At 52.6% G+C, this 24,185-nt stretch carries 21 protein-coding genes; 17 read left to right on the top strand and 4 right to left on the bottom strand.

Annotated elements, in window-relative coordinates; genetic code table 11:
* Positions 1-118 precede the first annotated feature (118 nt).
* Positions 119-1,984 (top strand): ATP-binding cassette domain-containing protein, encoded by a 1,866-nt coding sequence (locus ACJJIZ_RS16270; protein ID WP_444914124.1) that lies wholly within the window; start codon positions 119-121, stop codon positions 1,982-1,984.
* A 53-nt stretch (positions 1,985-2,037) separates the two neighbouring features.
* On the opposite strand, the gene ACJJIZ_RS16265 is transcribed toward ACJJIZ_RS16270, so the two are convergent.
* Positions 2,038-2,481: a universal stress protein gene (locus tag ACJJIZ_RS16265; protein WP_282932316.1), complete on the bottom strand. Its 444-nt coding sequence runs from the start codon at positions 2,479-2,481 to the stop codon at positions 2,038-2,040.
* A 145-nt stretch (positions 2,482-2,626) separates the two neighbouring features.
* On the opposite strand from ACJJIZ_RS16265, the gene ACJJIZ_RS16260 reads away from it, so the two are divergent.
* From ACJJIZ_RS16260 to ACJJIZ_RS16245, 4 genes are all read left to right on the top strand, one after another.
* Positions 2,627-3,157, top strand: a complete 531-nt coding sequence (locus ACJJIZ_RS16260; protein ID WP_444914123.1) for a hypothetical protein — start codon at positions 2,627-2,629, stop codon at positions 3,155-3,157.
* 207 nt (positions 3,158-3,364) lie between these two features.
* Complete coding sequence (topA, locus tag ACJJIZ_RS16255; protein WP_444914122.1) at positions 3,365-6,052, top strand: type I DNA topoisomerase; 2,688 nt, start codon at positions 3,365-3,367, stop codon at positions 6,050-6,052.
* Between the two features lie 3 nt (positions 6,053-6,055).
* Complete coding sequence (locus ACJJIZ_RS16250; protein WP_444914121.1) at positions 6,056-6,547, top strand: DUF6586 family protein; 492 nt, start codon at positions 6,056-6,058, stop codon at positions 6,545-6,547.
* Positions 6,548-6,901: 354 nt separating this feature from the next.
* Positions 6,902-7,159: a hypothetical protein gene (locus ACJJIZ_RS16245; protein ID WP_282932320.1), complete on the top strand. Its 258-nt coding sequence runs from the start codon at positions 6,902-6,904 to the stop codon at positions 7,157-7,159.
* 63 nt (positions 7,160-7,222) lie between these two features.
* Here the strand turns inward: ACJJIZ_RS16245 and lexA are convergent, their stop codons facing one another.
* Positions 7,223-7,828, bottom strand: a complete 606-nt coding sequence (gene lexA, locus ACJJIZ_RS16240) for a transcriptional repressor LexA (protein ID WP_444893501.1) — start codon at positions 7,826-7,828, stop codon at positions 7,223-7,225.
* Positions 7,829-7,988: 160 nt separating this feature from the next.
* Between lexA and ACJJIZ_RS16235 the strand changes: the two genes are divergently transcribed.
* From ACJJIZ_RS16235 to ACJJIZ_RS16210, 6 genes are all read left to right on the top strand, one after another.
* Positions 7,989-8,627, top strand: a complete 639-nt coding sequence (locus ACJJIZ_RS16235) for an LOG family protein (RefSeq protein WP_282932322.1) — start codon at positions 7,989-7,991, stop codon at positions 8,625-8,627.
* Between the two features lie 282 nt (positions 8,628-8,909).
* Entirely contained in the window at positions 8,910-9,539 is a 630-nt protein-coding gene (locus tag ACJJIZ_RS16230) for a TetR/AcrR family transcriptional regulator (protein WP_444914120.1), read from the top strand.
* Positions 9,540-9,572: 33 nt separating this feature from the next.
* The gene (nagZ, locus tag ACJJIZ_RS16225; protein WP_444914119.1) at positions 9,573-10,589 is read left to right on the top strand and encodes a beta-N-acetylhexosaminidase; all 1,017 of its coding nucleotides are present in this window, start codon (positions 9,573-9,575) and stop codon (positions 10,587-10,589) included.
* Positions 10,590-10,670: 81 nt separating this feature from the next.
* Entirely contained in the window at positions 10,671-11,777 is a 1,107-nt protein-coding gene (locus tag ACJJIZ_RS16220; RefSeq protein WP_413662432.1) for a mechanosensitive ion channel family protein, read from the top strand.
* A 299-nt stretch (positions 11,778-12,076) separates the two neighbouring features.
* Entirely contained in the window at positions 12,077-12,292 is a 216-nt protein-coding gene (locus ACJJIZ_RS16215) for a cold-shock protein (protein ID WP_020413094.1), read from the top strand.
* Between the two features lie 224 nt (positions 12,293-12,516).
* A complete protein-coding gene (locus tag ACJJIZ_RS16210) occupies positions 12,517-12,729 on the top strand; it encodes a hypothetical protein (RefSeq protein ID WP_444914118.1) in 213 nt (70 codons plus the stop codon).
* Between the two features lie 107 nt (positions 12,730-12,836).
* Here the strand turns inward: ACJJIZ_RS16210 and ACJJIZ_RS16205 are convergent, their stop codons facing one another.
* Together ACJJIZ_RS16205 and mfd are read right to left on the bottom strand one after the other, a co-directional pair.
* Entirely contained in the window at positions 12,837-13,832 is a 996-nt protein-coding gene (locus ACJJIZ_RS16205; RefSeq protein ID WP_444914117.1) for a CsiV family protein, read from the bottom strand.
* Between the two features lie 123 nt (positions 13,833-13,955).
* On the bottom strand, positions 13,956-17,435 hold the full coding sequence (gene mfd / locus ACJJIZ_RS16200; RefSeq protein ID WP_444914116.1) for a transcription-repair coupling factor: 3,480 nt from the start codon (positions 17,433-17,435) through the stop codon (positions 13,956-13,958).
* Positions 17,436-17,739: 304 nt separating this feature from the next.
* On the opposite strand from mfd, the gene ACJJIZ_RS16195 reads away from it, so the two are divergent.
* From ACJJIZ_RS16195 to nqrE, 6 genes are all read left to right on the top strand, one after another.
* Entirely contained in the window at positions 17,740-19,200 is a 1,461-nt protein-coding gene (locus ACJJIZ_RS16195; protein WP_444916215.1) for a glyceraldehyde-3-phosphate dehydrogenase, read from the top strand.
* Between the two features lie 373 nt (positions 19,201-19,573).
* Positions 19,574-20,914, top strand: a complete 1,341-nt coding sequence (locus ACJJIZ_RS16190) for a Na(+)-translocating NADH-quinone reductase subunit A (protein WP_413662429.1) — start codon at positions 19,574-19,576, stop codon at positions 20,912-20,914.
* Positions 20,915-20,916: 2 nt separating this feature from the next.
* Positions 20,917-22,128: an NADH:ubiquinone reductase (Na(+)-transporting) subunit B gene (locus ACJJIZ_RS16185; protein ID WP_108733655.1), complete on the top strand. Its 1,212-nt coding sequence runs from the start codon at positions 20,917-20,919 to the stop codon at positions 22,126-22,128.
* Positions 22,121-22,903 (top strand): Na(+)-translocating NADH-quinone reductase subunit C, encoded by a 783-nt coding sequence (locus ACJJIZ_RS16180; RefSeq protein ID WP_282932330.1) that lies wholly within the window; start codon positions 22,121-22,123, stop codon positions 22,901-22,903. The genes ACJJIZ_RS16185 and ACJJIZ_RS16180 overlap by 8 nt, the downstream gene beginning before the upstream one ends.
* 2 nt (positions 22,904-22,905) lie before the next feature.
* Entirely contained in the window at positions 22,906-23,562 is a 657-nt protein-coding gene (locus ACJJIZ_RS16175) for an NADH:ubiquinone reductase (Na(+)-transporting) subunit D (RefSeq protein WP_282932331.1), read from the top strand.
* A 3-nt stretch (positions 23,563-23,565) separates the two neighbouring features.
* Positions 23,566-24,174 carry an NADH:ubiquinone reductase (Na(+)-transporting) subunit E gene (gene nqrE, locus ACJJIZ_RS16170; RefSeq protein ID WP_020413086.1) on the top strand — a complete coding sequence of 203 codons (609 nt, stop codon included), beginning with the start codon at positions 23,566-23,568 and terminating at the stop codon, positions 24,172-24,174.
* The last annotated feature ends 11 nt before the right edge of the window (positions 24,175-24,185 follow it).

Here is a 24,185-nt window from a genome sequence, read left to right as displayed (position 1 = left end):
CTGACTATACGGTAAAAACGCGTAAAATAGCTGATTTTTCACAGAACCCGAAAGAGCCGACTTCGCTTCTTTCATCAGCGGGATTGAGGTTCGGGTTTGATAATTGTAGTGCCTATTTATGTTGCTTCTATTGGATGGGGTCAGTCTTCGTTACGGGACCCAGGTACTGGCAGACAATGTCAGCGCAAAAGTTGAGCGTGGAGATCGTATATGCCTTGTGGGGCGTAATGGGGAGGGGAAATCCAGCCTGTTGCGCTTGATCGCGGGGCAAGTTGACGCGGACAGCGGCGAGATTGTTCGTGCCAGCGGTATGGTTCAAGCGGTTTTGGAGCAGGAGTTACCTGCCGATTGCGCCGACTCTGTATACGGATATGTGGCTATGGGGTTGGGCGAAATAGGCGCTGTTTTGTCGGCGTACAGGGACTCCCCCACAGCAGAGCTACAAGCCAAAATCGAAGCGGCTCACGGTTGGGAGCTGCTGCCGAAAGTGGACAGTGTATTAGATCGTTTGGGGCTTGATGCAGACGAAAAGGTTGCCGACCTTTCCGGTGGCTGGCAGCGCCGTGCTGCTCTGGCTCGCGCTTTGGTGGTGGAGCCTGATCTGCTGATACTGGATGAGCCAACCAACCACCTGGATATTGCTGCAGTTGAATGGCTTGAGAATTTCCTTGCCAGCTATCGTGGCGCTCTTTTGTTTGTGAGCCATGATCGTGCATTGGCACAACGTTTGGCCACCAGCGTATGGGATTTGGATCGTGGACACTTGCGGACTTTTCGCTGCAAGTTTGATCGTTACCAGGAAGAAAAAGAGAAGCTTCTCGAAGAGGAGGCAAAAAACGAGGCCTTGTTTGACAAAAAATTGGCGCAGGAAGAAACCTGGATTCGGCAGGGAATTAAAGCGCGCCGAACCCGTAATGAGGGGCGGGTAAGAGCGCTTCAAGCACTGCGTCGCCAAAGGGAGGCGCGCCGGTCCCAGCAGGGTATAGCCAAGATGGCCCTGGATAGCGGTGAGATGTCCGGCAAATTGGTCGCTGAGTTGAAGGGCGTCACTTTTGCTTACCCCGATGAGCAACCGTTGATTAGGGATTTATCATTCACGCTGATGCGTGGAGACCGCGTTGGCCTAATAGGCCCCAATGGTGTCGGCAAAAGTACCCTGATCAAATTGCTGCTGGGAGAGCTAAAGTCCCAGGGGGGGAGTGTGCGCCTGGGTACCAAGCAGCAAGTGGCCTATTTCGATCAGCGCCGGGATCAGCTGAATCCCGATTTGACTGTGCTAGATAATGTCGCAGAAGGGCGCGACTCAGTGACTATTGGTGGTAAAAGCCGCCACGTAATGTCTTATTTGGCTGATTTTCTTTTTAGTGGTGTTAAAGCCCGTACTAAAGTCAGCGCTTTGAGTGGTGGAGAGCGAAATCGCGCCTTGCTGGCAAAATTGTTTAGCCAGCCCGCCAATATTTTGGTGCTCGACGAGCCCACCAATGACCTGGATGTAGAAACCCTGGAGCTGCTTGAACAGTTACTCCTGGACTTTGGCGGAACGGTTCTGCTCGTGAGCCATGACCGTGCTTTCCTGGATAATGTGGTGGGCTCATGCCTCGCATTTGAGGGGGATGGCCGCATCCGTGAATACGTGGGTGGTTATGGGGATTTTGTGCGCCAAGGTGGCAGCTTTGTCGCTGAGCTGAAAGAAGTTAAGCCAGCTGCTAGTAAACCAAAGGAAAAGCCCCAGTCCCAGGAGGCGGCTCCAGCGAAGAAAAAGAAACTGAGCTATAAGCTTCAAAGAGAGCTGGATAGCCTGCCCGCCTTAATTGAGTCTTTGGAAGAAGAGATAGGGGCTATTGAGCAAGAGGTTGCCGACCCCAGTTTTTATCAGCAGGAGCAGGCGTTGGTGCAGGCTAAGCTGAACACCCTGACGGAAAGGCAGGCCCAGCTCGAAGAGGCATTTGAACGCTGGTCAGAGCTGGAGGGGGGAGACGACTAAGTTGAAGGGGAAGCTGCAATTCTTGCTGCTTCCCCCTCCCCAATTTTGAAGGATTATTCGTCTTCCATATGTACCCGAATCGCCAGAACGTCGCATTTGGCGCCATGGAGAACGCCGTTAGCGGTGGAGCCGAGTAATAGCGCTAAGCCGTGACGACCGTGGCTGCCAATAATGATTAAGTCGGCTTCGATATCTTTGGCTAAGCGATGAATCTCAGTAGATGGCTGGCCGAGTATTACGTGCTGGCGATCTGCGGGGATATCCAGCCGATCGGCGGCTTTTTGCAATTGCTCCTTGGCCTGGGATTGTAGTTGGTCCTGTACCTCGGAGAGGTCCATTGGGATGTCGCCGCCATAGGCAAAAGTCAGGGGCTCAATGGCGTGAAGTAAGCTTAACTCTGCACCAAATGCTTCAGCCATATCAGCGGCCCTATCAAGTACCTGGGAAGACTCTTTTGACAGGTCCAAGCCCACGAGGATGTGTCGGTATTTCGCCATAATTTACCTGCTCCTATCCCTTTTATTGACTGTGAAAAACACCCTTGTGACACCTATTTTGAGTCTACCGCAAAAAAAACCGATTGACATAGATCACGCGGAACACCGCACAATAGTCACTTTTTTCCACTGATGAGGAGTGGTTATGTCTGATTGGTTGCCGGTGATTATCGTCGGATTTGCCATCGCTTTGGTGCTGGGGCCGGTGATGTGGCTAAAGCCCAATGCCCGTGACAGCCGTCTTGCAGATTTGCGTAGCCGGGCGGCCCAGGCTGGCATTACCGTACAAATCCAAGCGCTGCCTTCGGCGTTGGGTGATGGGACTGCAGCTGTCTATTATCACCGCTGGCAGAACCGTAAAGGCCTGAGTGTGGGGTGGGTTTTGGATAAACAACGGATTGAGCACGAGCTGAATTTTTCCGGTGTTTGGGATTGGGCTGATGGCCAGCCAGCTCCGCAAGGGGCATGGAAATATTTGCGCGAGCTACTGGAAAAAATCCCTCGGGACGCCTGTGCGATTACTGCAACACCAGTGGGTCTCGGTATTCAGTGGCCGGAGTCAGGAGGCAAACAAGCCTTCCAGAAACTAATGGCGTCGCTCGATGAGTACACCCCCTTAATAGAAGAAGCTATTCGAAAAGTGAGTTCGCGCGCGGCGACTGAGGGGCTGTCTTGATTGCCGTAATAGCGGTGTAAAAGAGCGTCTACTGAGTCGCATTTAGGCGGACTGCCCAGTGCCAATTTTGGTGACTGTGAGTGGAAAATTGTCAGCTTTGCTTGACCGCGCTTGAAGTGAGGCTTATATATTCGCGCAGCACAAGCCCGATAAGAGGGCTTGAAAGACTTGCAATAGCAGTAAATTTTCATTTGAAATCAAAGGCTTATGGGTAAATCACTGGTCATCGTCGAATCACCGGCCAAAGCGAAAACCATCAATAAATATCTCGGCAAGGACTTTGTTGTGAAGTCCAGTGTCGGCCATATTCGCGATTTGCCCACAGGTGGGGGCAATAAACAGCCGGTTGACGCAAAGGAGCGCGCCCGTCGTGCAGCGGAAACACGCAAGCTTTCCCCCGAGGCGAAAGAGGCTTATAAGCGGAAGAAAAACCGCGATCAGCTGATTAAGCGTATGGGGATCGACCCGGATCACGAGTGGCAAGCCCACTACGAGATACTGCCGGGTAAAGAGAAAGTGGTGAGTGAGTTACAAAAACTCGCCGAAGGCGCCGATCATATCTATCTCGCAACGGACTTGGATCGCGAGGGAGAGGCAATTGCCTGGCATTTGCGTGAAGCAATTGGTGGCGATAACGATCGCTACCGCCGGGTAGTGTTTAATGAAATTACCAAGTCTGCGATTCAGGAGGCCTTTAAAGATCCCGGCCGTCTGAATATTAATCGGGTAAACGCCCAGCAAGCGCGCCGTTTCCTCGATCGAATCGTTGGCTATATGGTGTCCCCTCTACTGTGGGAAAAAGTGGCCAGGGGCCTGTCTGCGGGTCGTGTGCAATCTGTTGCGGTCCGCCTCGTAGTTGAGCGGGAGCGGGAGATTCGCGCGTTTATCCCGGAAGAGTACTGGACCTTGTTTGCCGATACGGCGACGGCAAAGGCTTCCAAGCTGCGCCTCGAGGTGAAAAAGCAGGCTGGTGAGGCTTTCCGTCCTACCAACGAAGAGCTGGCAATGAGTGCTGCCAAGCAGCTTCAGTCCAGTGAGTTTGTTGTTTCCGCCCGTGACGATAAGCCAACCAGCTCCAAGCCCAGCGCACCATTTATTACTTCCACTTTGCAGCAGGCGGCCAGTAACCGCCTCGGCTTCAGTGTGAAGAAGACCATGACCCTGGCCCAGCGCTTGTATGAAGCCGGTCATATCACCTACATGCGTACAGATTCCACCAACCTCAGTAAAGAAGCTGTGGAATCTGCACGGGATTATATTGCCGAGAATTACGGCGATAAGTATCTTCCAGAAAGCCCCAATAGCTACAGCAGTAAAGAGGGCGCTCAAGAGGCGCACGAAGCGATTCGCCCGTCCGATGTTCGTATCGCCCCAAATATGTTGTCCGGGGTTGAGCGGGATGCGGAGAGGTTATACAACCTGATTTGGCAGCAGTTCGTGGCCTGTCAGATGACGCCCGCCCAATTTACTTCCTCTTCAATCGTGGTCAGCGCTGGTGACTTTGAGTTGCGTGCGCGGGGTCGAGTAATTCGTTTCGATGGTTTCCTGAAAGTTGCGCCACCGAGCGGCAAAAAAGATGAAGATCTGGTGCTTCCTGATGTGAAGGTCGGCGAAAAGCTATCCCTGCAACAGCTGGATCCCAAGCAGCACTTTACTAAGCCGCCTGCGCGGTTTAGTGAAGCGGCCCTGGTTAAGGAGCTGGAGAAGCGCGGTATCGGCCGCCCCTCCACCTATGCTTCCATTATTTCCACGATCCAGGATCGCGGTTATGTCCGCTTGGAAAACCGTCGTTTTTATGCTGAGAAAATGGGGGATATTGTTACCGACCGTCTCAGCGAAAGCTTCAAGAACCTGATGGACTACGGATTTACCGCAAACCTGGAGGAATCCCTGGATGCGGTTGCCGACGGCGATAAGGGTTGGAAGCAACTGCTCGATGAGTTTTATCAGGACTTTTCCGGGCGCCTGGAAAAAGCCCAGTCTGCCGATGAAGGTATGCGTCGCAATACGCCGACAGACACCGATATCGAGTGCACCAAATGTGGCCGCCATATGCAGATCCGCACTGGCTCCACCGGTGTATTCCTGGGGTGCTCTGGATACGCACTGCCGCCAAAAGAGCGTTGTACCAATACCATGAACCTGGTTTCTGGTGATGAGGCGGTCGATGCGGATAAGGACGAGGAAGCTGAATCCAGGTTGCTGCGGGAGAAGCGCCGCTGCGGCAAGTGCGGCACGGCTATGGATAGCTACCTGTTAGATGAGCAGCGTAAATTGCATATCTGTGGCAATAACCCGGATTGCAATGGCTACGAGATTGAGCAGGGCACTTTTAAAATTAAAGGCTATGACGGCCCCATTATTGAGTGCGATAAGTGTGGCAGTGATATGCAGTTGAAGTCTGGTCGCTTTGGCAAGTACTTCGGCTGTACCAATGAAGACTGTAAAAACACCCGCAAGCTGCTGAAAAATGGGCAGCCGGCGCCACCGAAAATGGATCCGGTTCCCATGCCGGAATTGGCCTGTATCAAAGTGGAGGATCACTATATCCTACGCGATGGTGCCTCGGGTCTATTCCTGGCTGCCAGCCAGTTCCCGAAAAACCGTGAGACCCGTGCGCCCCTGGTTAAAGAGCTGCTGCCTCACCAGAGTGAGATCGATCCAAAATACAGCTTCCTATTCTCTGCACCGACTCAAGATGACAGTGGGCGGGATACCGTAGTTCGATTTAGCCGCAAAACCCAGGAGCAATATATTCAATCTGAGGAAGAGGGCAAGGCGACCGGTTGGCGTGCTTTTTATCGCGATGGTGGTTGGAAAGTAGAGGCCTCCACCAAGAGCACTGCTGCCAAGCGCAAGAAACCGGCAGCTAAAAAGACAGCGGCAAAGAAGTAGGTAATGAGTAACTCTTACACGATTCATGTCACTTCGGCTCTACGCAAGAGCCAGCTGTTGCTGCAACAGCCGTGGGACTTGCCTCTCCAGCGCGATGCGCTGGAAGAGGCAGCGTTGATGCAGTTGTGCAAGGCCTATCGGGCCTTTCTGGCAGAGCAGGCCGCCCAGCTTCAGCTGGGATTTGAACCGGAGTCTCCGCAGTTGATCATTGATGCGCTGGGCGTTCAGGGTAGGGCTAGTGCGGAGGCCAATGAGCTATCCGGCCTGGTCGGCGACCCGCAGAGTTGGTTATCCCATATGCTTTACGCCTGGGAAGAGCAGCAGAAAATATCTGTGGGTGCTGATGAAAAACAGCAACAGGTTAATTTAATCCCGCTACACAACGAAGTTGCCAAGCCCGAGTTTGCACCTTTGTCCAAAGAGTTATTGCTTCAGTGGCATAGCTCGCTGAATGAATTGGTGGTGAGGCAGCGCGCTCACTTGGATGAGTGTTAACTAATACGCTTACTCGACCTCGGTGAACTTCTGAATAGATTCGTAATATTCCTGCGAATTTTGAAGGTTGTTGATATTAGGTGCACCTCTGCGGGAAAGTCCGCTGTCCTTTGAGTGAGTCACAATAGAGCAGTTGTGGCCCACTCGACATAATCCCCAACCGGTGCAATGTGCAAAGCAATTCACTCTTCTCTTGTGATCTCTTCAGTGGTTTAGATAATCCTTTGATACCGCGTGCTGGTAATAGACTGCCTCGAAAGTCAGGAGCCAGAAGCCCTCAAATTGGATGAATGAAACTTATCGCAAGCCTGTGGTACACTGGGCGCAAACTGTTGTGCCGTGAAGGAAAAGCGAATGTCCTCCGAAACTTTTGAAATAATCGAGCTGGCTAATGGCGATGTAGCTTTGCGTCGTGCTGGCCATAAAGAGGACCCTTTGGTAAGCATTTCTTTTTCTGCAGAAAGCCTTCAGTTTCTGCGCAAGAACAAGGTTGCTGTGGCAAGGGCTATGTTGGAAGCGGGCATTGAAGCCGTACAAAATCTAGACGATCTTGAGGCTGGTTACTTCGAGGAAGAAGATGATTTAATGCCGGTAAATCATACTATTCACTAACATCAGCGTTAGTTCGAGTCTTATCAACAGCGGCCAATGGCCGCTGTTGTCGTTTTTAGGGGCTTAAGGCGTTTGGCGAATAACCCCTACGGCTAATCCCTCAATCACAAAGTTCTTATCTCTCATATCGACTTGAATTAACTCAAAGTCATCATTTTCAGGTAGCAACTGAACGGTTGCCTGATTTCCCTTGCGGCGAAAGCGCTTCACAGTGACTTCATCATCGATACGGGCAACCACGATTTGGCCATTGCGCACCTGCTCGGTCTTTTGCACTGCCAGCAAGTCTCCATCGAGAATGCCCGCATCTCGCATACTCATACCATGCACCCTCAACAAATAATCTGCGGGGGGATGGAAGAAGCTCGCGGGCAAGTCGCAATAATCTTCAATATGTTCGCTGGCGAGTATGGGATTCCCCGCAGCTACTCTACCCACAATCGGCAAGCCGGATTGGTGATCCGGAATTCGAATGCCTCGGGAAGCGCCGGCAACCATCTCAATGGCGCCTTTTCTGGCGAGCGCTTTCAGGTGTTCCTCGGCGGCATTGGGTGAGCGGAAGCCGAGCTCCTGGGCAATTTCTGCCCGCGTTGGCGGGTAGCCTGTTTCATCCAGGTAGGACTTGATCAGGTCGAGAACCTGAGACTGACGAGCGGTGAGATTGGTCATAGATTTACCTAGTTTTCTGTATTTATATACAGTTGCTGGAATTATATACAGATTTATTGTTCGCGCAATCCTCAGGTTTTAGTCTTTGTGAGCTGCTACATTGATGGAGAAAGCAAGGAGAGAAGAAAGCGTTGAAGGAACTGACAAAGAGGGAAAAATAATGTTGGATGCAAAAATGCCGGAAGCCTGGAGAGTGCTTCGTATTCAGTCTGAATTGGTAGATGGGATAGAGCGGCTGATAGCGTTAGGTGGTGCAGTGACAGTGTTTGGAGGGGCGAGATTTACAGAGGACAGTCCTGAATATCAGCAGGGGGTAAAGTTGGGAGAGTTGCTCGCGGCTGAAGGGATCCCCGTGATTACCGGTGGTGGGCCGGGGCTGATGGAGGCTTGTAACCGAGGGGCTTTCGGGCAGCCCGGCGCATCAATTGGGTTAAACATAGAGCTGCCTTTTGAACAGGCGGCAAATCCATATCAGGACATTAGTTTGAACTTCCGATACTTTTTTGTACGGAAATTTATGTTTGTAAAACACGCACTTGGATTCGTTGGACTTCCCGGTGGCTACGGCACGTTGGATGAGCTGTTTGAAGCTCTTACCTTGGTGCAAACGCAGAAAGTGCGGCGTTTCCCAATTGTGTTGGTAGGTAAGCGTTACTGGAGCGGGCTGTACGATTGGTTGGTAGATACAGTGTTAGAGCGCGATTGTATCGATGCCAGTGATCTAGACCTTTTTCATATCGTTGATAGTGTGGAGGAGGCTGCGGCCCTGATTATGAAATATATGCAGGTGAAAGAATAATTATTCGGGCGATCTTAAAATACCGAAAAAATTTTCAAAGTTATTTTTGTTAAAGCTGCCTCCGGACTAAAAGGCTATGCCGGCTGGTGGGGTGGCGTACTTGCATAAGTTGGCGGGAGATCAACTCCAGCAGTATTGATCTTGCCGCCTGACATACTTTTCCCTGTTATTTTACTCTTGCACCTTGCTGGGTGGAGAGCTTAGCTGGCGGGCTCTAGATCAGTGAGAATGTGCTACTCTGGCGTCGATTAAACGTATGTTTTAAATGGTGGTTTGATACTTATGAGCCAGATAGATACGGTCAGCCGGATACTCGATGCAGCGGAAGTGCTGTTTGCTGAACGGGGTTTTCCTGAAACCTCATTGAGAACAATTACGAGCACGGCCGGGGTTAATCTGGCGGCAGTTAACTACCATTTCGGCTCCAAGAAAGAATTGATACAGGCGGTATTTGAACGCTTTTTAACGCCTTTCACTAACGCTCTGGAAGAAGAGCTTGATCGCCGTATTGCCCTGGGGCAGCTCCTGGGGGTGGAGGAGCTGATCGAATGCCTGTATCGAGTTGGGTTGGGAAGCCTTGGGCTGGAGGGAAAGGATCCACAGCGATTTATGCGTCTTTTAGGATTGGCCTATACCCAGTTCCAGGGGCATTTGCGTCGATTTATCGTATCTCGATACGGGGATACTTACCGTCGTTTTGCTGGATTGCTGGCTGAAGCGCTACCGGGCTTGGACCCAGAAACTTTCTATTGGCGCCTCTACTTTATGCTGGGAGCGACCATTTTCACACTGTCGAGCCACGATGCGATTGAGGCTATCCTGCGGGAGGATTTCGGTTCTGACAGTACCCTGACCCAGACTCTTGAGCGATTGGTACCCGCTGCTTCGGCCATGTTGAAGGTAGATAATTAGTGGGCGCACTCTTAAATCGATAAGGAACTTAATATGTCTTTACCACCCGGACCGGTCATGGTGGATATCGAGGGGCTTGAACTCACCGAGGAAGACTGTGAGTTGCTTCGGCATCCGATGGTGGGCGGGCTGATCTTTTTTGCGAGAAACTATCGGGATCGCCAGCAGCTTATCCAATTGGTTAACTCCATCCGTGCGGTGCGACCAGAGATCCTGCTAGCGGTAGATCAGGAGGGTGGCAGGGTTCAGCGGTTTCGCGATGACTTTACGCGAATACCTTCAATGCAGGCCCTTAGTGCTGTCGCCAGTAACGAGCAATTGCAGGATGTGGGGTGGCTGCTGGCCGCAGAGTTGCTGGCTGTAGGCGTGGATTTTAGCTTTGCGCCGGTTTTGGATGCGGATGACAGTCACAGCAGGGTGATCGGCGATCGGAGTTTTTGCCCCGACCCCGCCCAGTTAACCGCACTGGCTCGCCCCTTTATCCAAGGAATGCGCGAAGCGGGAATGGCCACGACAGGCAAGCATTTTCCGGGGCATGGCCACGTGCTGGAAGACAGTCATGTGGAGTTGCCAGAGGATAAGCGCTCGTTGGATCAGGTCTTGGCAACCGATGCACTTCCGTTTATCGATTGTATTGGAACCCAGGAACTTACTGCGGTGATGCCGGCCCATATCCGCTTCATCAACATTGATAGCCAGCCGGTGGGATTCTCCCGCTATTGGCTACAGGATGTATTGCGGCGACAGCTGGGATTCAATGGAGTGATTTTTAGTGATGATCTGTCTATGGAAGGGGCGGGTGCGGCCGGAGGCTATGGCGATAGGATTCGCGCAGCCCTGGAAGCCGGTTGTGATATGGGTATCGTATGCAACAATCGTGTCGGCGCTTTTGAGGCGCTGGCGGCACTGGATACCTTTGTGCCCAAACCGGAGTCTACTCATCGGTTGTCGGCCATGGGTGGCAGGCCGGTGATCGGCTCCTGGGAGGAGCTTGAGAAGAGTGCGCGGCGGCACAGAACCAGGGAGTGGTTAGCTTCCATAATGCGTTGAGATAAGTTGTTTAAATCTGTCGTCTATTGAGAAGGCGCTGTACGGATATTACTGATTGTTGGTTAAAGCGGAGGGGTTCGAGTGGAGTCCGTTGAGAGCGTGCTGTTGTCCTGGCTTGGTGAGAACCGGGTCTGGATAGTTTCTGTTTTCCTCATAGTACTTGCGTCTGGGGTGTTGGCCTGGTTATTTGGCCGGTTTGTGCAGCGCATGGCCATTAAGGCGGAAAAGACGGTTAATCCCTGGGATGATGCTTTGGTTGGGGCACTCTCCCCTCCCGGGCAGGTACTGGTATGGCTGCTGGGCTTGACTGTCGCTGCCCAGCGAGCGGGGGACGCCACTGGAGCCGAGATATTCTCCCTGGCTGCACCGACGCGGGAAATAGGCTTGATCCTGGTGATGGCCTGGTTTGCCTGGCGATTCTCACACAGCGTGGAACACAATCTGTGCGATCCGCGCTATATGGGCAAGCCGATGGATGCCACTACGGTACGTGCGATCGGCAAACTGGTCAGGGCCTCAATCGTGATCACGGCGGGAATTGTGGTCATGCAGTTCCTGGGTTATAGCGTCAGCGGTGTTTTGGCATTTGGTGGTATTGGCGGACTGGCTGTCGGTTTTGCGGCCAAGGACCTGCTGGCAAACTTTTTCGGCGGCCTGATGATCTATCTGGATCGGCCCTTTGCGGTGGGCGACTGGATTCGCTCCCCCGATAAGGAGATTGAGGGGACCGTGGAAGATATCGGTTGGCGCCTGACCAGAATCCGCACTTTTGATATGCGACCCGTCTATGTTCCCAATGGCATCTTCACCCAGATTGCGGTAGAAAATCCTTCCCGTATGTTAAATCGTAGGATTTTTGAAACGATTGGTATTCGTTATGAAGATGCCCATCATATGGCGGCAATCGTGGCGGATGTTAAAAATATGTTACAGGAACATCCGGAAATTGATTCTAATCGTACGCTTATTGTTAATTTTAATAGTTTTGCTTCCTCTTCTTTGGATTTCTTTATATATACGTTTACCCGCACTACCGATTGGGTTCGTTATCATGAAGTAAAACAGGATGTTCTATTAACGATTCTTAAAATAATTGAGGGATATGGGGCATCCTGTGCATTCCCAACCTCAACATTACATATTGCCGATATACCTTCATTAACGCGAGAGGCCGCGTTAGACAGTTGAGGAATGGGAGTGCAATAAGGTACAAATGATTAGTTTCTAATTGAGCACTATTGAAGATTTTGACGGTTAATTACGCATATTGGGAAAAACGTAGTATTTATTTCACATAGAAAACTAGACACTGGCGCTGTTTTATCTAAGAATCAGGGTACGTCCTTTGAGTATATGCTCATCGGATTAAGCAAGATAGCATTCTGCATGGAGCAGTTTGTTAACAATGGGGTGGCGTTTGCCCCTCTTGCCGAATTGAGCAGTGAGGTAAAAGAGGTAGGCGCAATAACAATAATGAGGTTTTCTCAATGAGTGATCGCGTTACAGGTACAGTGAAGTGGTTTAATAACGCACGGGGTTATGGCTTCATCACCTGTGGAGAAGGAACTGAAGATATTTTCGTTCACTATCGCAGCATTCGCGGCGAGGGCTACAAAACCCTTAATGAGGGGCAGGCGGTAGAGTTCGAAATGCAACAAGGTGACAAAGGACTGCTGGCGGAAGATGTTGTTCCCTGTGAGTGATTTATAGATCACTCGTTGAAAGAACTGTTGTCGTGTAGGGTCCTGCGGCTCGATTGACGCCGGCCCTGTCAGCGCCTCTGAAAAGCGGATCTTTATGATCCGCTTTTTTGTTTGCTACTTTGCAGTGGATATAGGCTTTTCTTCTTTAAGTTGCATTTGTGTCCCTCTTTGTAGATTTGGTCATATCCCACCCCACCTAAAGTCCCCAATGTAATTGTGTGTATATGAGTGAGTTTATTGTGCTCAATACCGCTGTGCTAATTATTATTTTAATACTTCCGGAATATTGGCCCACTGATTGCAATTTTATGTTGTTGTGGGGTGGCGGTATTTGCTTGTTTGCTGGCAGTATTTTGATTAAAGATAAATTGATTAAAGATAAATTGATTAAAGATAAATTGATTAAATATCGGCTGGGTGGGGTGTGCTTGCAGTGATGGTGAAATTAATTCGTTTGAGGTGAAGAGTTTTAAAGGTATATTTAAAATAATCGCCCCTGCAAGATTTGCAGGGGCGATTGGCGAAAGTCGATTATTTAAATAAATTAACTTTCTGTGCGGTTATCTTTTTCTTGGTCGGAATTAAGTATATTCATATTTTGCGAGTCTTCTTTGGGTTTGGCTACAGTGCGCACTTCAATAAGAATGCCAAATGCAGGGTGGTCGATATAATGAAGTTGTCCGCTACGCAAACGTCTCTCGTGTTGCAGTCTTGCAGCATGGGCTACATATAATGGCTCTTCTTTTATAAATTCCGGCTCGCCCAGTGTGAGTGGCTCAGTTGTGTTAATTGCGCCCTGACTATTTTCGATATCAAACCCGTTATTTTGTGAATATGAATTTTCAATATCACTGTAATTGCCGGTTAGGATTTGTAGTGGCTTTTCGATTTTATTTTGTGGGCGCTGAGGAAGAAGAATACTGTGTTCCCCGGGTTGCGTATAAAAATCGCTGAGCCACAAATTAGTACTGATATGTAAATAGCGAGCGACACTCAGGGTGATAGATCCCTCAAGCTGGCTGTGGCCGCTGAGCTGGCTGCCGCCATCAATCAGAATGGCCGGAGAGTTTCTCTTGGTATTTATAACCTGGCGCCAGGCCTTGTGAAACAGGACCCTGTCACCAGCCCTGGAAATTGCGGCGGCTTTGTTGTCCAGCAGCCTGGGTACAGGTCTTAGCAGCAAGTTTCTTTGTGCTTGCTCAGAGTTCTGCGAACTAGTAGATGCGTCGCCCTCAAGCTCCGATGATTCAATATCGGCTGGGCCGCTCGTTTCTGGGCTCGAGATGATGTCTTCAAGCGATAGCACCTCATCCTCTGTTGGCTGAGTTGGGGTGCGCAGGGTGTCAAAGTCGATCCACTTTGATGGATACTGAAGACGGGGTGCCGTCGGCCAGGTCTCTGCGGTTCTTTCCATCCCCTGGGGGCGCTCGAATACGATCATTTCTATTTCGAAAGTATTGCCAGCGTAGTTGACGGCCTGGGCACTGGTTGCTGCCAGCGTGAGCGCCAGGGTTGAGCAGAGGCTAATTATCCTTTTCATGGGTTTACCACTTAAACAATTCTATTTGGGTGCCGAGGGTGTCATTGCCGACAGGCCGTTTAAGCGGGAGTAGGAGACTAATTAGTTTTGCCGCCAGCTCCCGCTGCTGCCTGCCGGATGGTATCACTGTGCAAGCTTTTCCAGAACTTCGTTAATTTCCTGGAGCTTGCGATCAGTACCCTCCTCATCGAGACTGAAATTCAGTTGGTTGGCGCCGGCCAGCTGGTAGCGTCCCGGCTGGGTTTGCACCATCTTAACCAAAGTGAGCGGATCTACACGGGTATTCTCCGCAAATTCGATACGCCCTCTTGCCGCAGAGGCCTCAAGTTTGCGGATGCCCATATTCTCGGCCTTTAACTTGATCTCCGTGGTGCGGAACAAGTGTTTTACCGATTCCGGCAGTAGCCCGAAACGGTCGATCATCTCTACCTGAAGTTCTTTCAGTTGCTGCCCGTCGGTGGCATTGGCAATGCGTTTGTACATGATCAGACGGCCGTGGACATCGGGCAGGTAGTCCTCGGGAATCAGCGCAGCAACCCGCAGATTGACGTCCACCGCAGGGGATTCGAGGGGTTCGTCAATATTCGGTGTGCGGCCCTCGCGAATGGCCTTCACTGCCTTGTCGAGCATCTCCATATACAAGTTGAAGCCGACACTCTGAATCTGCCCGCTTTGTTCCTCACCTAGCAGTTCGCCTGCACCGCGAATTTCCAGGTCGTGGGTAGCCAGGGTAAAGCCTGCACCTAAATCCTGGGCCTCGCTAATCGCTTCCAGGCGCTTCACGGCGTCATTGGTCATGGAGCGCTTGTTGGGAGTCAGTAGATAGGCGTAGGCCTGGTGGTGCGAGCGCCCCACGCGACCGCGCAACTGGTGAAGCTGGGCCAGGCCGAACTTGTCTGCGCGCTCGATCAGTATCGTGTTGGCTGTGGGGACGTCGATACCGGTTTCGATGATGGTGGTACAGACCAGGACATTAAAGCGCTTGTGATAGAAGTCGCTCATCACCTGTTCCAGCTCCCGTTCGCGCATCTGGCCATGGCCTATGCCGATACGGGCCTCGGGAATCATCTCCTGTAGCTCCCGCGCGATTCGCTCAATGCTTTTGACTTCGTTGTGCAGGAAATACACCTGACCGCCGCGTAAGATCTCCCGCAGGATAGCCTCTTTTACCAAGGCATCATCGCGCTCGCGCACGAAGGTTTTCACAGAGAGACGCCGCGCTGGTGGGGTGGCGATCACCGATAGATCGCGAATACCGGCCATGGCCATATTTAGGGTGCGGGGAATAGGGGTGGCGGTAAGGTTGAGGATATCCACCTCGGAGCGCAGGCTCTTGAGGCGCTCCTTCTGCCGGACGCCAAAGCGGTGTTCTTCGTCGATAATCAGCAGGCCGAGATTTTTAAAGTCCAGATCGCTTTGCAACAGCTTGTGGGTGCCAACCAGGATATCCACCTTGCCACTGGCAACCTTCTCTTTCACGCTGTCCACTTCCTTGCCAGAGCGGAAGCGGGAGATCACCTCGATATTGATCGGCCAATCGGCAAAGCGATCCTGGAAGGATTGATAGTGTTGCTGGGCCAACAGGGTGGTGGGAACCAGCATGGCCACTTGCATACCTGCGTGGGCCGAGACAAATGCAGCCCGCATGGCCACTTCTGTCTTACCGAATCCCACGTCGCCGCAAACCAGTCGGTCCATCGGCTTATCTGAGAGCATATCCCCCAGAACTGCCTCGATGGCTTGTTGTTGATCTGGAGTTTCCTCGAAGGGGAAACCTGCGGAAAACTCCCGGTAGGCCAATTGAGGGTTATCGAAGGCATGGCCAATACGGGCTTCGCGGCGGGCGTAGATATCCAGCAGCTCCGCAGCTGCATCGCGGACTTTCTCGGCGGCTTTGCGTTTGGCTTTTTGCCACTGTTCACTGCCCATTCTGTGCAGCGGGGCCAGGGCTTCATCGGCACCGGAGTAGCGGCTGATCAAGTGCAGGCTGGCTACCGGCACGTAGAGTTTGGCATCGTCGGCATATTCAAGGGTCAGGAACTCTGCCGGTTGCCCGTCGATCTCCAGGTGCTGTAGGCCGCGATAACGACCAACGCCGTGATCGATGTGAACGACGGGAGTGCCCATGCGCAGTTCAGCCAGGTTTTTAACCGCGTTGTCCGCTTCATCTTTGGCTTTTTTACGGCGGCGTTGCTGCAGTACCCGCTCACCAAATAACTGCGGTTCCGCGATCAAGTTGATTTGCGGGTCCTCAAGCAGCAGCCCTTGATCGATGGGGGCTACGGTAATGCCGATAGTGTCCTTTGCGGCGAGGAAGTCCTGCCAACTTTGGAAGCTGGGAGGGCTGAGCCGTATGCCCTTTAATAGCTCCAGCAGCGCTTCGCGACGCCCGCTACTTTCAGCACAAAATAGCACCCGACCGGAGTATTCCATCAGGTAGCTTTCCAGTGCAGCCAGGGGTTGTTCTGACTTGCCATCTACTGGCAGTGAGGGGGGTACGGAAGTGTCAAAATTACAGTTGCCCTGGGCTTCCGGAAGACTCTCCGCAGAGAAGATTGCCCGGGGCATGGACTTCAGGGCACCGTTAAGCTCATCAATCTCCAGTAAAATCTGGCGCGGTGGCAATATGGGACGGGTCAGGTCGCCGCGACGACTTTCATAGCGGTTGCTGACTTCGCGCCAGAAATTGTCCAGCGGCTGTTGGATATCTCCCTGTAAAAATGCCTGGCTGCCCTCGGGCAGATAGTCGAACAGGCTTGAGCAGTTGCCATCGAAGAACAGGGGCAGGTAGTACTCAATGCCCGCCGGGGCAATTCCTGCACTGATATCCTGGTAAATTGGCACTTGGCTGGGATCGCTATCGAATTCACCGTGCCAATTTTGCAGGAATCCTGATAGGGCAGCCTTGTGCAAAGGGAATTCCCGTGCAGGTAAAAGGTGAATGGTTTTCACCTTGTCGATGGTGCGTTGGGTTTCCGGGTCAAAGGTGCGCAGGGATTCAATTTCATCGTCGAACAGATCGATGCGGTAGGGCAGGGGGCTGCCCATTGGGAAAATATCCATCAGTGAGCCACGCACAGCGAATTCGCCGTGTTCGTAGACGGTGTCTACGCAGTGGTAGCCGGCCTGCTCCAGTAGTCTCCGCTGGATATCGATATCAAACTGCTGCCCCTCCTCCAGTATCAGCGCATTGCCGGCAATATAGTTGCAGGGCGGTAGCCGGTGCATCAGGGTGCTGACTGGGATTATGACGATCCCGGCCCCCATTTTCGGCAGCTGGTAGAGGGTGGCAAGGCGATCCGAGATGATGTCCTGGTGGGGAGAGAAAGTGTCGTAGGGGAGAATTTCCCAGTCGGGAAAATGGAAAATTTCCAGCTCCCCGTTTTCCCCCTTATCTCGCCGCGCTTTGTTAAAAAATTTCAATTGCACCTCTAAACGGTGCGCTTCGAGACTGTCCTTTGTGATTAACAGGGTGGGCGCTTTGTTATTGCGTGCCGCGTTGAGGATGGCGAGCGCGGCAGCTGCGCCATGCAGTTGTCCCCAAAATTGTCGGTCACTGGAGGAGCGAAACTTCGGTGGGGTCAGGGGCTGTATTTCTGTCATCTTTCCTTATATATCCGCGCATTCATTCGAGATGTCTTCGAGGTCGGCTATTGTAGCCGCGAACAGTTTTGCTTGCAGGGAATGTTAACCCTGCCTGTGTTTCCAGTCGGGAACAACTACGCTTTTTTATGGATTGCGCAATGTCGCTCGGGTGGACTACAAAAAGGTAGTTTTACTACATTTTTTTGGCTCTTTTTTGCTCAGTTGCGCAGTGTAAAGCGAACACTATAATGCGCAGCCATGCGGTCCTGAGTGGTTTCAAGGCCGTATTTCTTGCCTACTAAATACATTGCAGAGGTGTCCGATAGTGACTCAGAAGCGACCGAAGCCCGCGGACTTTTTCAAGGACTGGAAACAGCGTGAAGCACTGGCTGAATCCATGATCCCGATGATTGGAAAGCTCAACCGTGAGAGCAACGTCGGTATTTATATGTACGGCCGCAACCTGGTTAATCGCTCAGTTCTGAGCATTATGAAAGCGCACCGTTTCGTGCGTCAGGTTGAGGAAAATGAACTCTCCGAGTTTGAAACCTTCCCTGTATTGGAAGCCATCTGCAAGATGGAGCTGGGTCCCGTACATATCGACCTGGGAACCATGACCAATAAGTACATGCGCGACGATCGCGGCTTGTCTGTGGACGAGTTTGTACGTGAAGAGCTGTCCGACGCAGCGGGTGCCGGCAAGCCTCTGCCCGAATCCAAAGATGTTGTGATCTACGGTTTTGGTCGTATCGGCCGTCTGGTTGCCCGCCTGCTGATCGACAAGGCTGGTAGTGGTGATGTTCTGCGTCTGCGCGCTATCGTACTGCGCAAGGGCAAGGCCCCCAATGATTTGGTGAAGCGCGCTTCTCTGCTGCGCCGCGACTCCGTACATGGCGCCTTCCAGGGCACTATCCGTGTGGACGAGGAGACCAACTCCCTGATCTGTAACGGTAACGAAATCAAGATCATCTACGCCAACTCCCCTCAGGAAGTGGATTACACCCAGCACGGTATCGACGATGCGATAATCGTTGACAGCACCGGTGTATGGCGCGATGAAGAAGGTCTGAGCCAGCACCTGCAGAGCCCAGGCGCTTCCAAGGTGCTGCTGACTGCACCGGGCAAGGGCGATATCAAGAATATCGTTTACGGTATCAACAGCAGCGACATCAAGCCGGAAGACAAGGTACTGTCCGCCGCTTCCTGTACCACTAACGCCATCGTGCCTGTCCTGAAAGCGATGATGGATGGCTACGGCGTTGAGCACGGCCACGTAGAAACCGTACACGCCTACACCAACGACCAGAACCTGATCGACAACTACCACAAAGGTGAGCGTCGCGGTCGCGCAGCAGCGCTGAATATGGTTCTGACTGAAACTGGTGCTGCCAAGGCGGTTGCCAAAGCGCTGCCCGAGTTGAAAGGTAAGCTCACCGGCAACGCAATTCGCGTTCCGACCCCTAATGTTTCCATGGCGATCCTTAACCTGAACCTGGGTAAAGAGACCACCAAGGAAGAGCTGAACGAATATATGCGCGATGTGGCACTGCACTCGCCGCTGCGTCAGCAGATCGATTTCACCAACTCCCCGGAAGTGGTGTCCAGCGATTTTGTTGGCTCCCGCGTTGCCTGCGTATTCGATTCCACTGCGACTATCGTGGATGGCAAGAACGCTGTGCTCTACTGCTGGTATGACAACGAGTTTGGTTATAGCTGTCAGGTAGTTCGCTGCCTGGAAGATATGGCTGGCGTTCGTTATAAGCAGTTCCCCAAAGAAGACTAAGGCGTCAAGCCTCCTTGCCGCAGTCGGTACCCAGAGCCGACTGCGGGGTTCCGGCGACTGTCCCAGTCGCCGCGCCATGCCTCCCCAAATCCCTGTTTTTTCAACAGAAATTTCCGATCTTAGTGCCACTTAACGACTTTCCAGGCTGGTAATGACTCTGGCCCGTCTTTATAATGCGCGCGATTTTGCGGGGCGGCCGTGCGCCGAGAAGTTAGCGCGCACAACCAATTAGTCAGCTTCCTTCCTCCCGGTTCACGGGTGATACGGCATAAGCCCTCGCAGCACGGAATTCCACAATAGGACCCGTCATCCCAGGCATGGGACGGTGGGTCCTATTGCAATTTTTTTAAACTAGAAACTTAGGCATAGGCGTATGAGAAAGATCCGTCGGGGATTGGACTTACCCATATCCGGCGCGCCCGAGCAGGTCATTCAAAAAGGACCTGCGATCAAGACCGTTGCTGTTCTCGGCCCCGATTATCACGGGATGAAGCCGACAATGGCAGTGGCTGTAGGGGATCGCGTCAATCTTGGTCAGCTGTTGTTTAGCGACAAAAAAACTGAAGGCGTGCGCTACACAGCGCCTGCTGCCGGTCGTGTTGTTGCGATTAACCGTGGCGCTCGTCGTGTTCTGCAATCCGTCGTGATTGGCATAGACGGCGATGCAGCGGAACAGTTCCAAAGCTACAGCGCAGATAAACTGTCTGGTCTGACTCGCGAACAGGTCGTTGAAAACCTGGTTGAGTCCGGCATGTGGACCGCACTGCGCACCCGCCCGTTCAGCCGCGTTCCTGCCCTGGACGCTGAGCCGGTAGCTGTGTTTATCAATGCGATGGACACCAACCCTCTGGCAGCCAATCCAGAAGTAGTGATTGCTGAGAATCCCAAAGCCTTCTCCCAGGGCGTTGAGATTCTTTCCAAGCTGGCAGAAACCACTTACGTCTGTACTGCTCCGGATGCGGATATTCCAGTACCGAGCGCAGCGAATATTCGCCGCGAAACCTTTGCCGGCCCCCATCCGGCAGGCCTGTCCGGTACCCACATCCACTACCTGAAGCCAGTTTCTGGCAACCGCAGTGTATTTACCATTAATTACCAGGATGTGATCGCTGTAGGCAAACTGTTTACCACCGGTAAGCTGTTTACCGATCGTGTCGTTTCCCTGGCAGGCCCTCAGGTCAAGCAGCCGCGTCTGCTGCGCACCCGCCTCGGTGCCAGTCTGGAAACCCTGACTTCTGATGAGCTGAAAGGCGATAACGATCGCATCATCTCCGGCTCTGTATTCGGTGGCCGCACCGCTGCTGGCCCGATGGCTTACCTGGGTCGCTACCACAACCAGATTTCTGTACTGGAAGAGGGCGATGAGCGTCCGTTCCTGCACTATCTGCGTGCTGGTAATAAGCGTTTCTCTGTATTCCCGATTTATCTGTCGCGCCTGGTGAAGAACAAGCTGTTCAACTTCACCACCAGCACCAACGGTTCTGAGCGTGCCATGGTACCGGTCGGTAGTTATGAGAAAGTCATGCCGCTGGATGTACTGCCCACTCAGTTGCTGCGCTCCCTGATCGTTGGCGATACTGCAATGGCGCAGAAGCTGGGCGCACTGGAGCTGGACGAAGAAGATCTGGCGTTGTGCACCTTTGTGTGTCCGGGCAAGTACGAGTACGGCCCCATTTTGCGGGACAACCTGACCCGTATTGAGAAGGAGGGGTAAGTATGTTGCGTAAATTCCTCGATTCGATCGAACCCAAGTTTCACAAAGGCGGTAAGTTCGAAAAGTTCTACGCCCTGTTTGAAGCGATTGACACCGGTCTGTTCCAGCCGGCAGACAAGACCAAAACCACTGCTCACGTGCGCGACGGTATCGACCTGAAGCGTATTATGATCACCGTTTGGGCTTGTGCCATGATCCCGGCGTTCTACGGTATGTGGAATATCGGTTTCCAGTCCAACACCATTCTGGAAGGTATGACCAACCCGGATCTGTCCGGCTGGCGTCACGCCATTATCGGCGCTCTGACTTCCTACAACCCAGCTAGCCTGTGGGACAACTTTGTCTACGGCGCTATGTACTTCCTGCCTATTTATGCGGTCACTTTTATTGTGGGCGGTATCTGGGAAGTCCTGTTTGCTGCGGTGCGCGGTCACGAAGTCAACGAAGGCTTCTTTGTAACCTCCATCCTGTTCGCCTTGACCTGTCCGCCGGATCTGCCTCTGTGGATGGTGGCTATGGGCATCAGCTTCGGTGTGGTGATCGGTAAGGAAGTATTCGGTGGTACCGGCAAGAACTTCCTCAACCCGGCTCTTACCGGCCGTGCCTTCGTATTCTTTGCCTACCCGGCAGCGATGTCTGGAGATGCGGTTTGGACTGCGGTTGACGGTTATACCGGTGCTACTGCGCTGTCTGTTATGGCCAGCGAAGGTATCCAGAACGGTATCGTCAATGCTGCTGTTGGCCAGGTAACCTGGTTCGACGCTTTCTTCGGTCAGATCCATGGTTCCATTGGTGAAACTTCTACCCTGGCTATCCTGATTGCCGGCGTAATCCTGATGGGCATGAAGATCGCCAGCTGGCGCATCGTAGCCGGCACTCTCCTGGGCATGATGGCCACCTCTTTCATGTTTAACATGATTGGTTCCGAGACCAACCCGATGTTCCAGGTACCCTGGTATTGGCACCTGGTAGTGGGCGGTTTTGCCTTCGGTCTGATCTTTATGACTACGGACCCTGTATCCGCTGCGATGACCAACACCGGTCGCTGGTGGTACGGCATCCTGATCGGGGTGATGGTTGTCCTGATTCGTGTGGTGAACCCGGCCTTCCCGGAAGGCATGATGCTGGCGATTCTGTTCGCCAACCTGTTCGCTCCGCTGTTTGACCACTTTGTGGTGCAGTCCAATATCAAACGGAGGTTGGCACGTGGCTAATAAAGATTCCGTAACCGGTACTCTGATTGTCGCGCTGGTAATGTGCCTGGTGTGCTCCGTAGTGGTATCCACCGCTGCGGTAATGCTGAAGCCTGCCCAGCAGGCGAATGCCGAGCTGGACATGAAGCGCAACGTACTGATGGCTGGCGGCCTGTTGAAAGACTCTCACGCTGATAAAGCGGAAGTCGAAAAGGCCTTCGCCGACGTAAAAATCAAATACGTCGACCTGAATACCGGTAAGTTTACCGATCAGGCTCCGGCTGGTGGCAGTGGTCGCGCTGCTGCCAAGATCCCGTCTGACAGTGAAAAACTGCCTGCTGACGAGGACACTGCCAAAATTATCCGCCGGGAAAATACCAAAGAGGTATACCTGGTAGAGAAAGACGGCAAGCTGGACAAGATCATTCTGCCGATTCGCGGTTATGGCCTGTGGGGCACTCTTTACGGCTTCCTCGCTCTGGAGAGCAACCTCGACACCGTAGCGGGCCTCGGCTTCTACGAGCACAAGGAAACTCCGGGACTGGGTGGTGAAGTTGACAACCCCAACTGGAAGGCCCAGTGGATTGGTAAGAAAGTCTTCAACAACCAGGGCGACGTGGATATCGCCGTGATCAAGGGTCAGGTTAACCCCAACAGCCCAGACGCGATTCACGAAGTAGATGGTCTGTCTGGTGCAACTCTGACCAGCAAGGGCGTTAGCAACCTGGTGAACTTCTGGTTGGGTAACCAGGGTTATGGTCCCTTCCTGAAAAACCTGAAAGCAGGGGAGGCATAAGCATGAAAATTAAAGATACTCTGCTAGAGCCGATTTTTAACAACAACCCGATCGCGCTGCAGATCCTGGGTATCTGTTCTGCACTGGCTGTTACCAGCTCGCTGCAGGTTACCCTGGTAATGTGTATCGCACTGACCTCGGTTGTGGCCTGTTCCAACGTTGCGGTATCCCTGATCCGCAAACAGATCCCGAACAGCATCCGTATCATTGTACAGATGACCGTGATTGCCTCTTTGGTAATCCTGGTAGACCAGCTGATCAAGGCCCTGGCTTACGACATCTCCAAGCAGCTGTCTGTATTCGTTGGTCTGATCATTACCAACTGTATCGTAATGGGCCGTGCGGAAGCCTTCGCTATGAAGAACCCGCCGCTGCCCAGCTTCTTCGACGGTCTTGGTAACGGTCTGGGATACAGTGTGATCCTGATCGGTCTCGCGGTGGTTCGTGAACTCTTCGGCGCCGGCAAACTGTTCGGTGTAGATATCCTGACTACCGTGAGCAACGGCGGTTGGTATATCCCCAACGGCCTGCTGCTGTTGCCGCCGAGTGCATTCTTCCTGATCGGCCTGTTCATCTGGGCAATCCGTGCCTGGAAACCGGCACAGGTGGAAGAAGATGAGTTCAAGATTGCGCCTAATTCCCAAGCGCAGGAGGCCTAATCCGTGGAACATTATATTTCTTTGATTATCCGCGCCGTTTTCGTTGAAAACATGGCGCTGGCCTTCTTCCTCGGTATGTGTACCTTCCTGGCGGTATCGAAGAAGATCGAGGCAGCTATTGGCCTGGGTGTTGCGGTTATCGTGGTGCTGACTCTGACAGTACCGGTGAACAACCTGATCTACACCTACCTGCTGAAAGACGGTGCACTGGCCTGGGCCGGTTACCCCGACGTGGACCTGAGCTTCCTCGGCCTGTTGTCCTACATCGGCGTAATTGCGGCACTGGTACAGATCCTGGAGATGTTCCTGGATAAATATGTACCGGCTCTCTACAACGCGCTGGGTGTATTCCTGCCGCTGATTACCGTGAACTGCGCCATCATGGGTGCTTCCTTGTTCATGGTTGAGCGCGAGTACGCGTTTGGCGAGAGTGTTGCCTATGGCTTCGGTGCCGGCCTCGGCTGGGCACTGGCGATTACCGCTCTGGCAGGTATTCGTGAAAAGCTGAAGTACAGTGACGTTCCGGATGGCTTGAAAGGCTTGGGTATCACCTTCGTAACTGTTGGTCTGATGTCCCTGGGCTTCATGTCCTTCGGCGGCATCGATATCTAAGCGGGGAAAAC

It is taken from the genome of Microbulbifer maximicatervae (SeqCode) (genome assembly GCF_052467225.1).
Note: the sequence above shows the minus strand (reverse complement) of the source record. Positions and strands in the feature narration are given on the sequence as shown.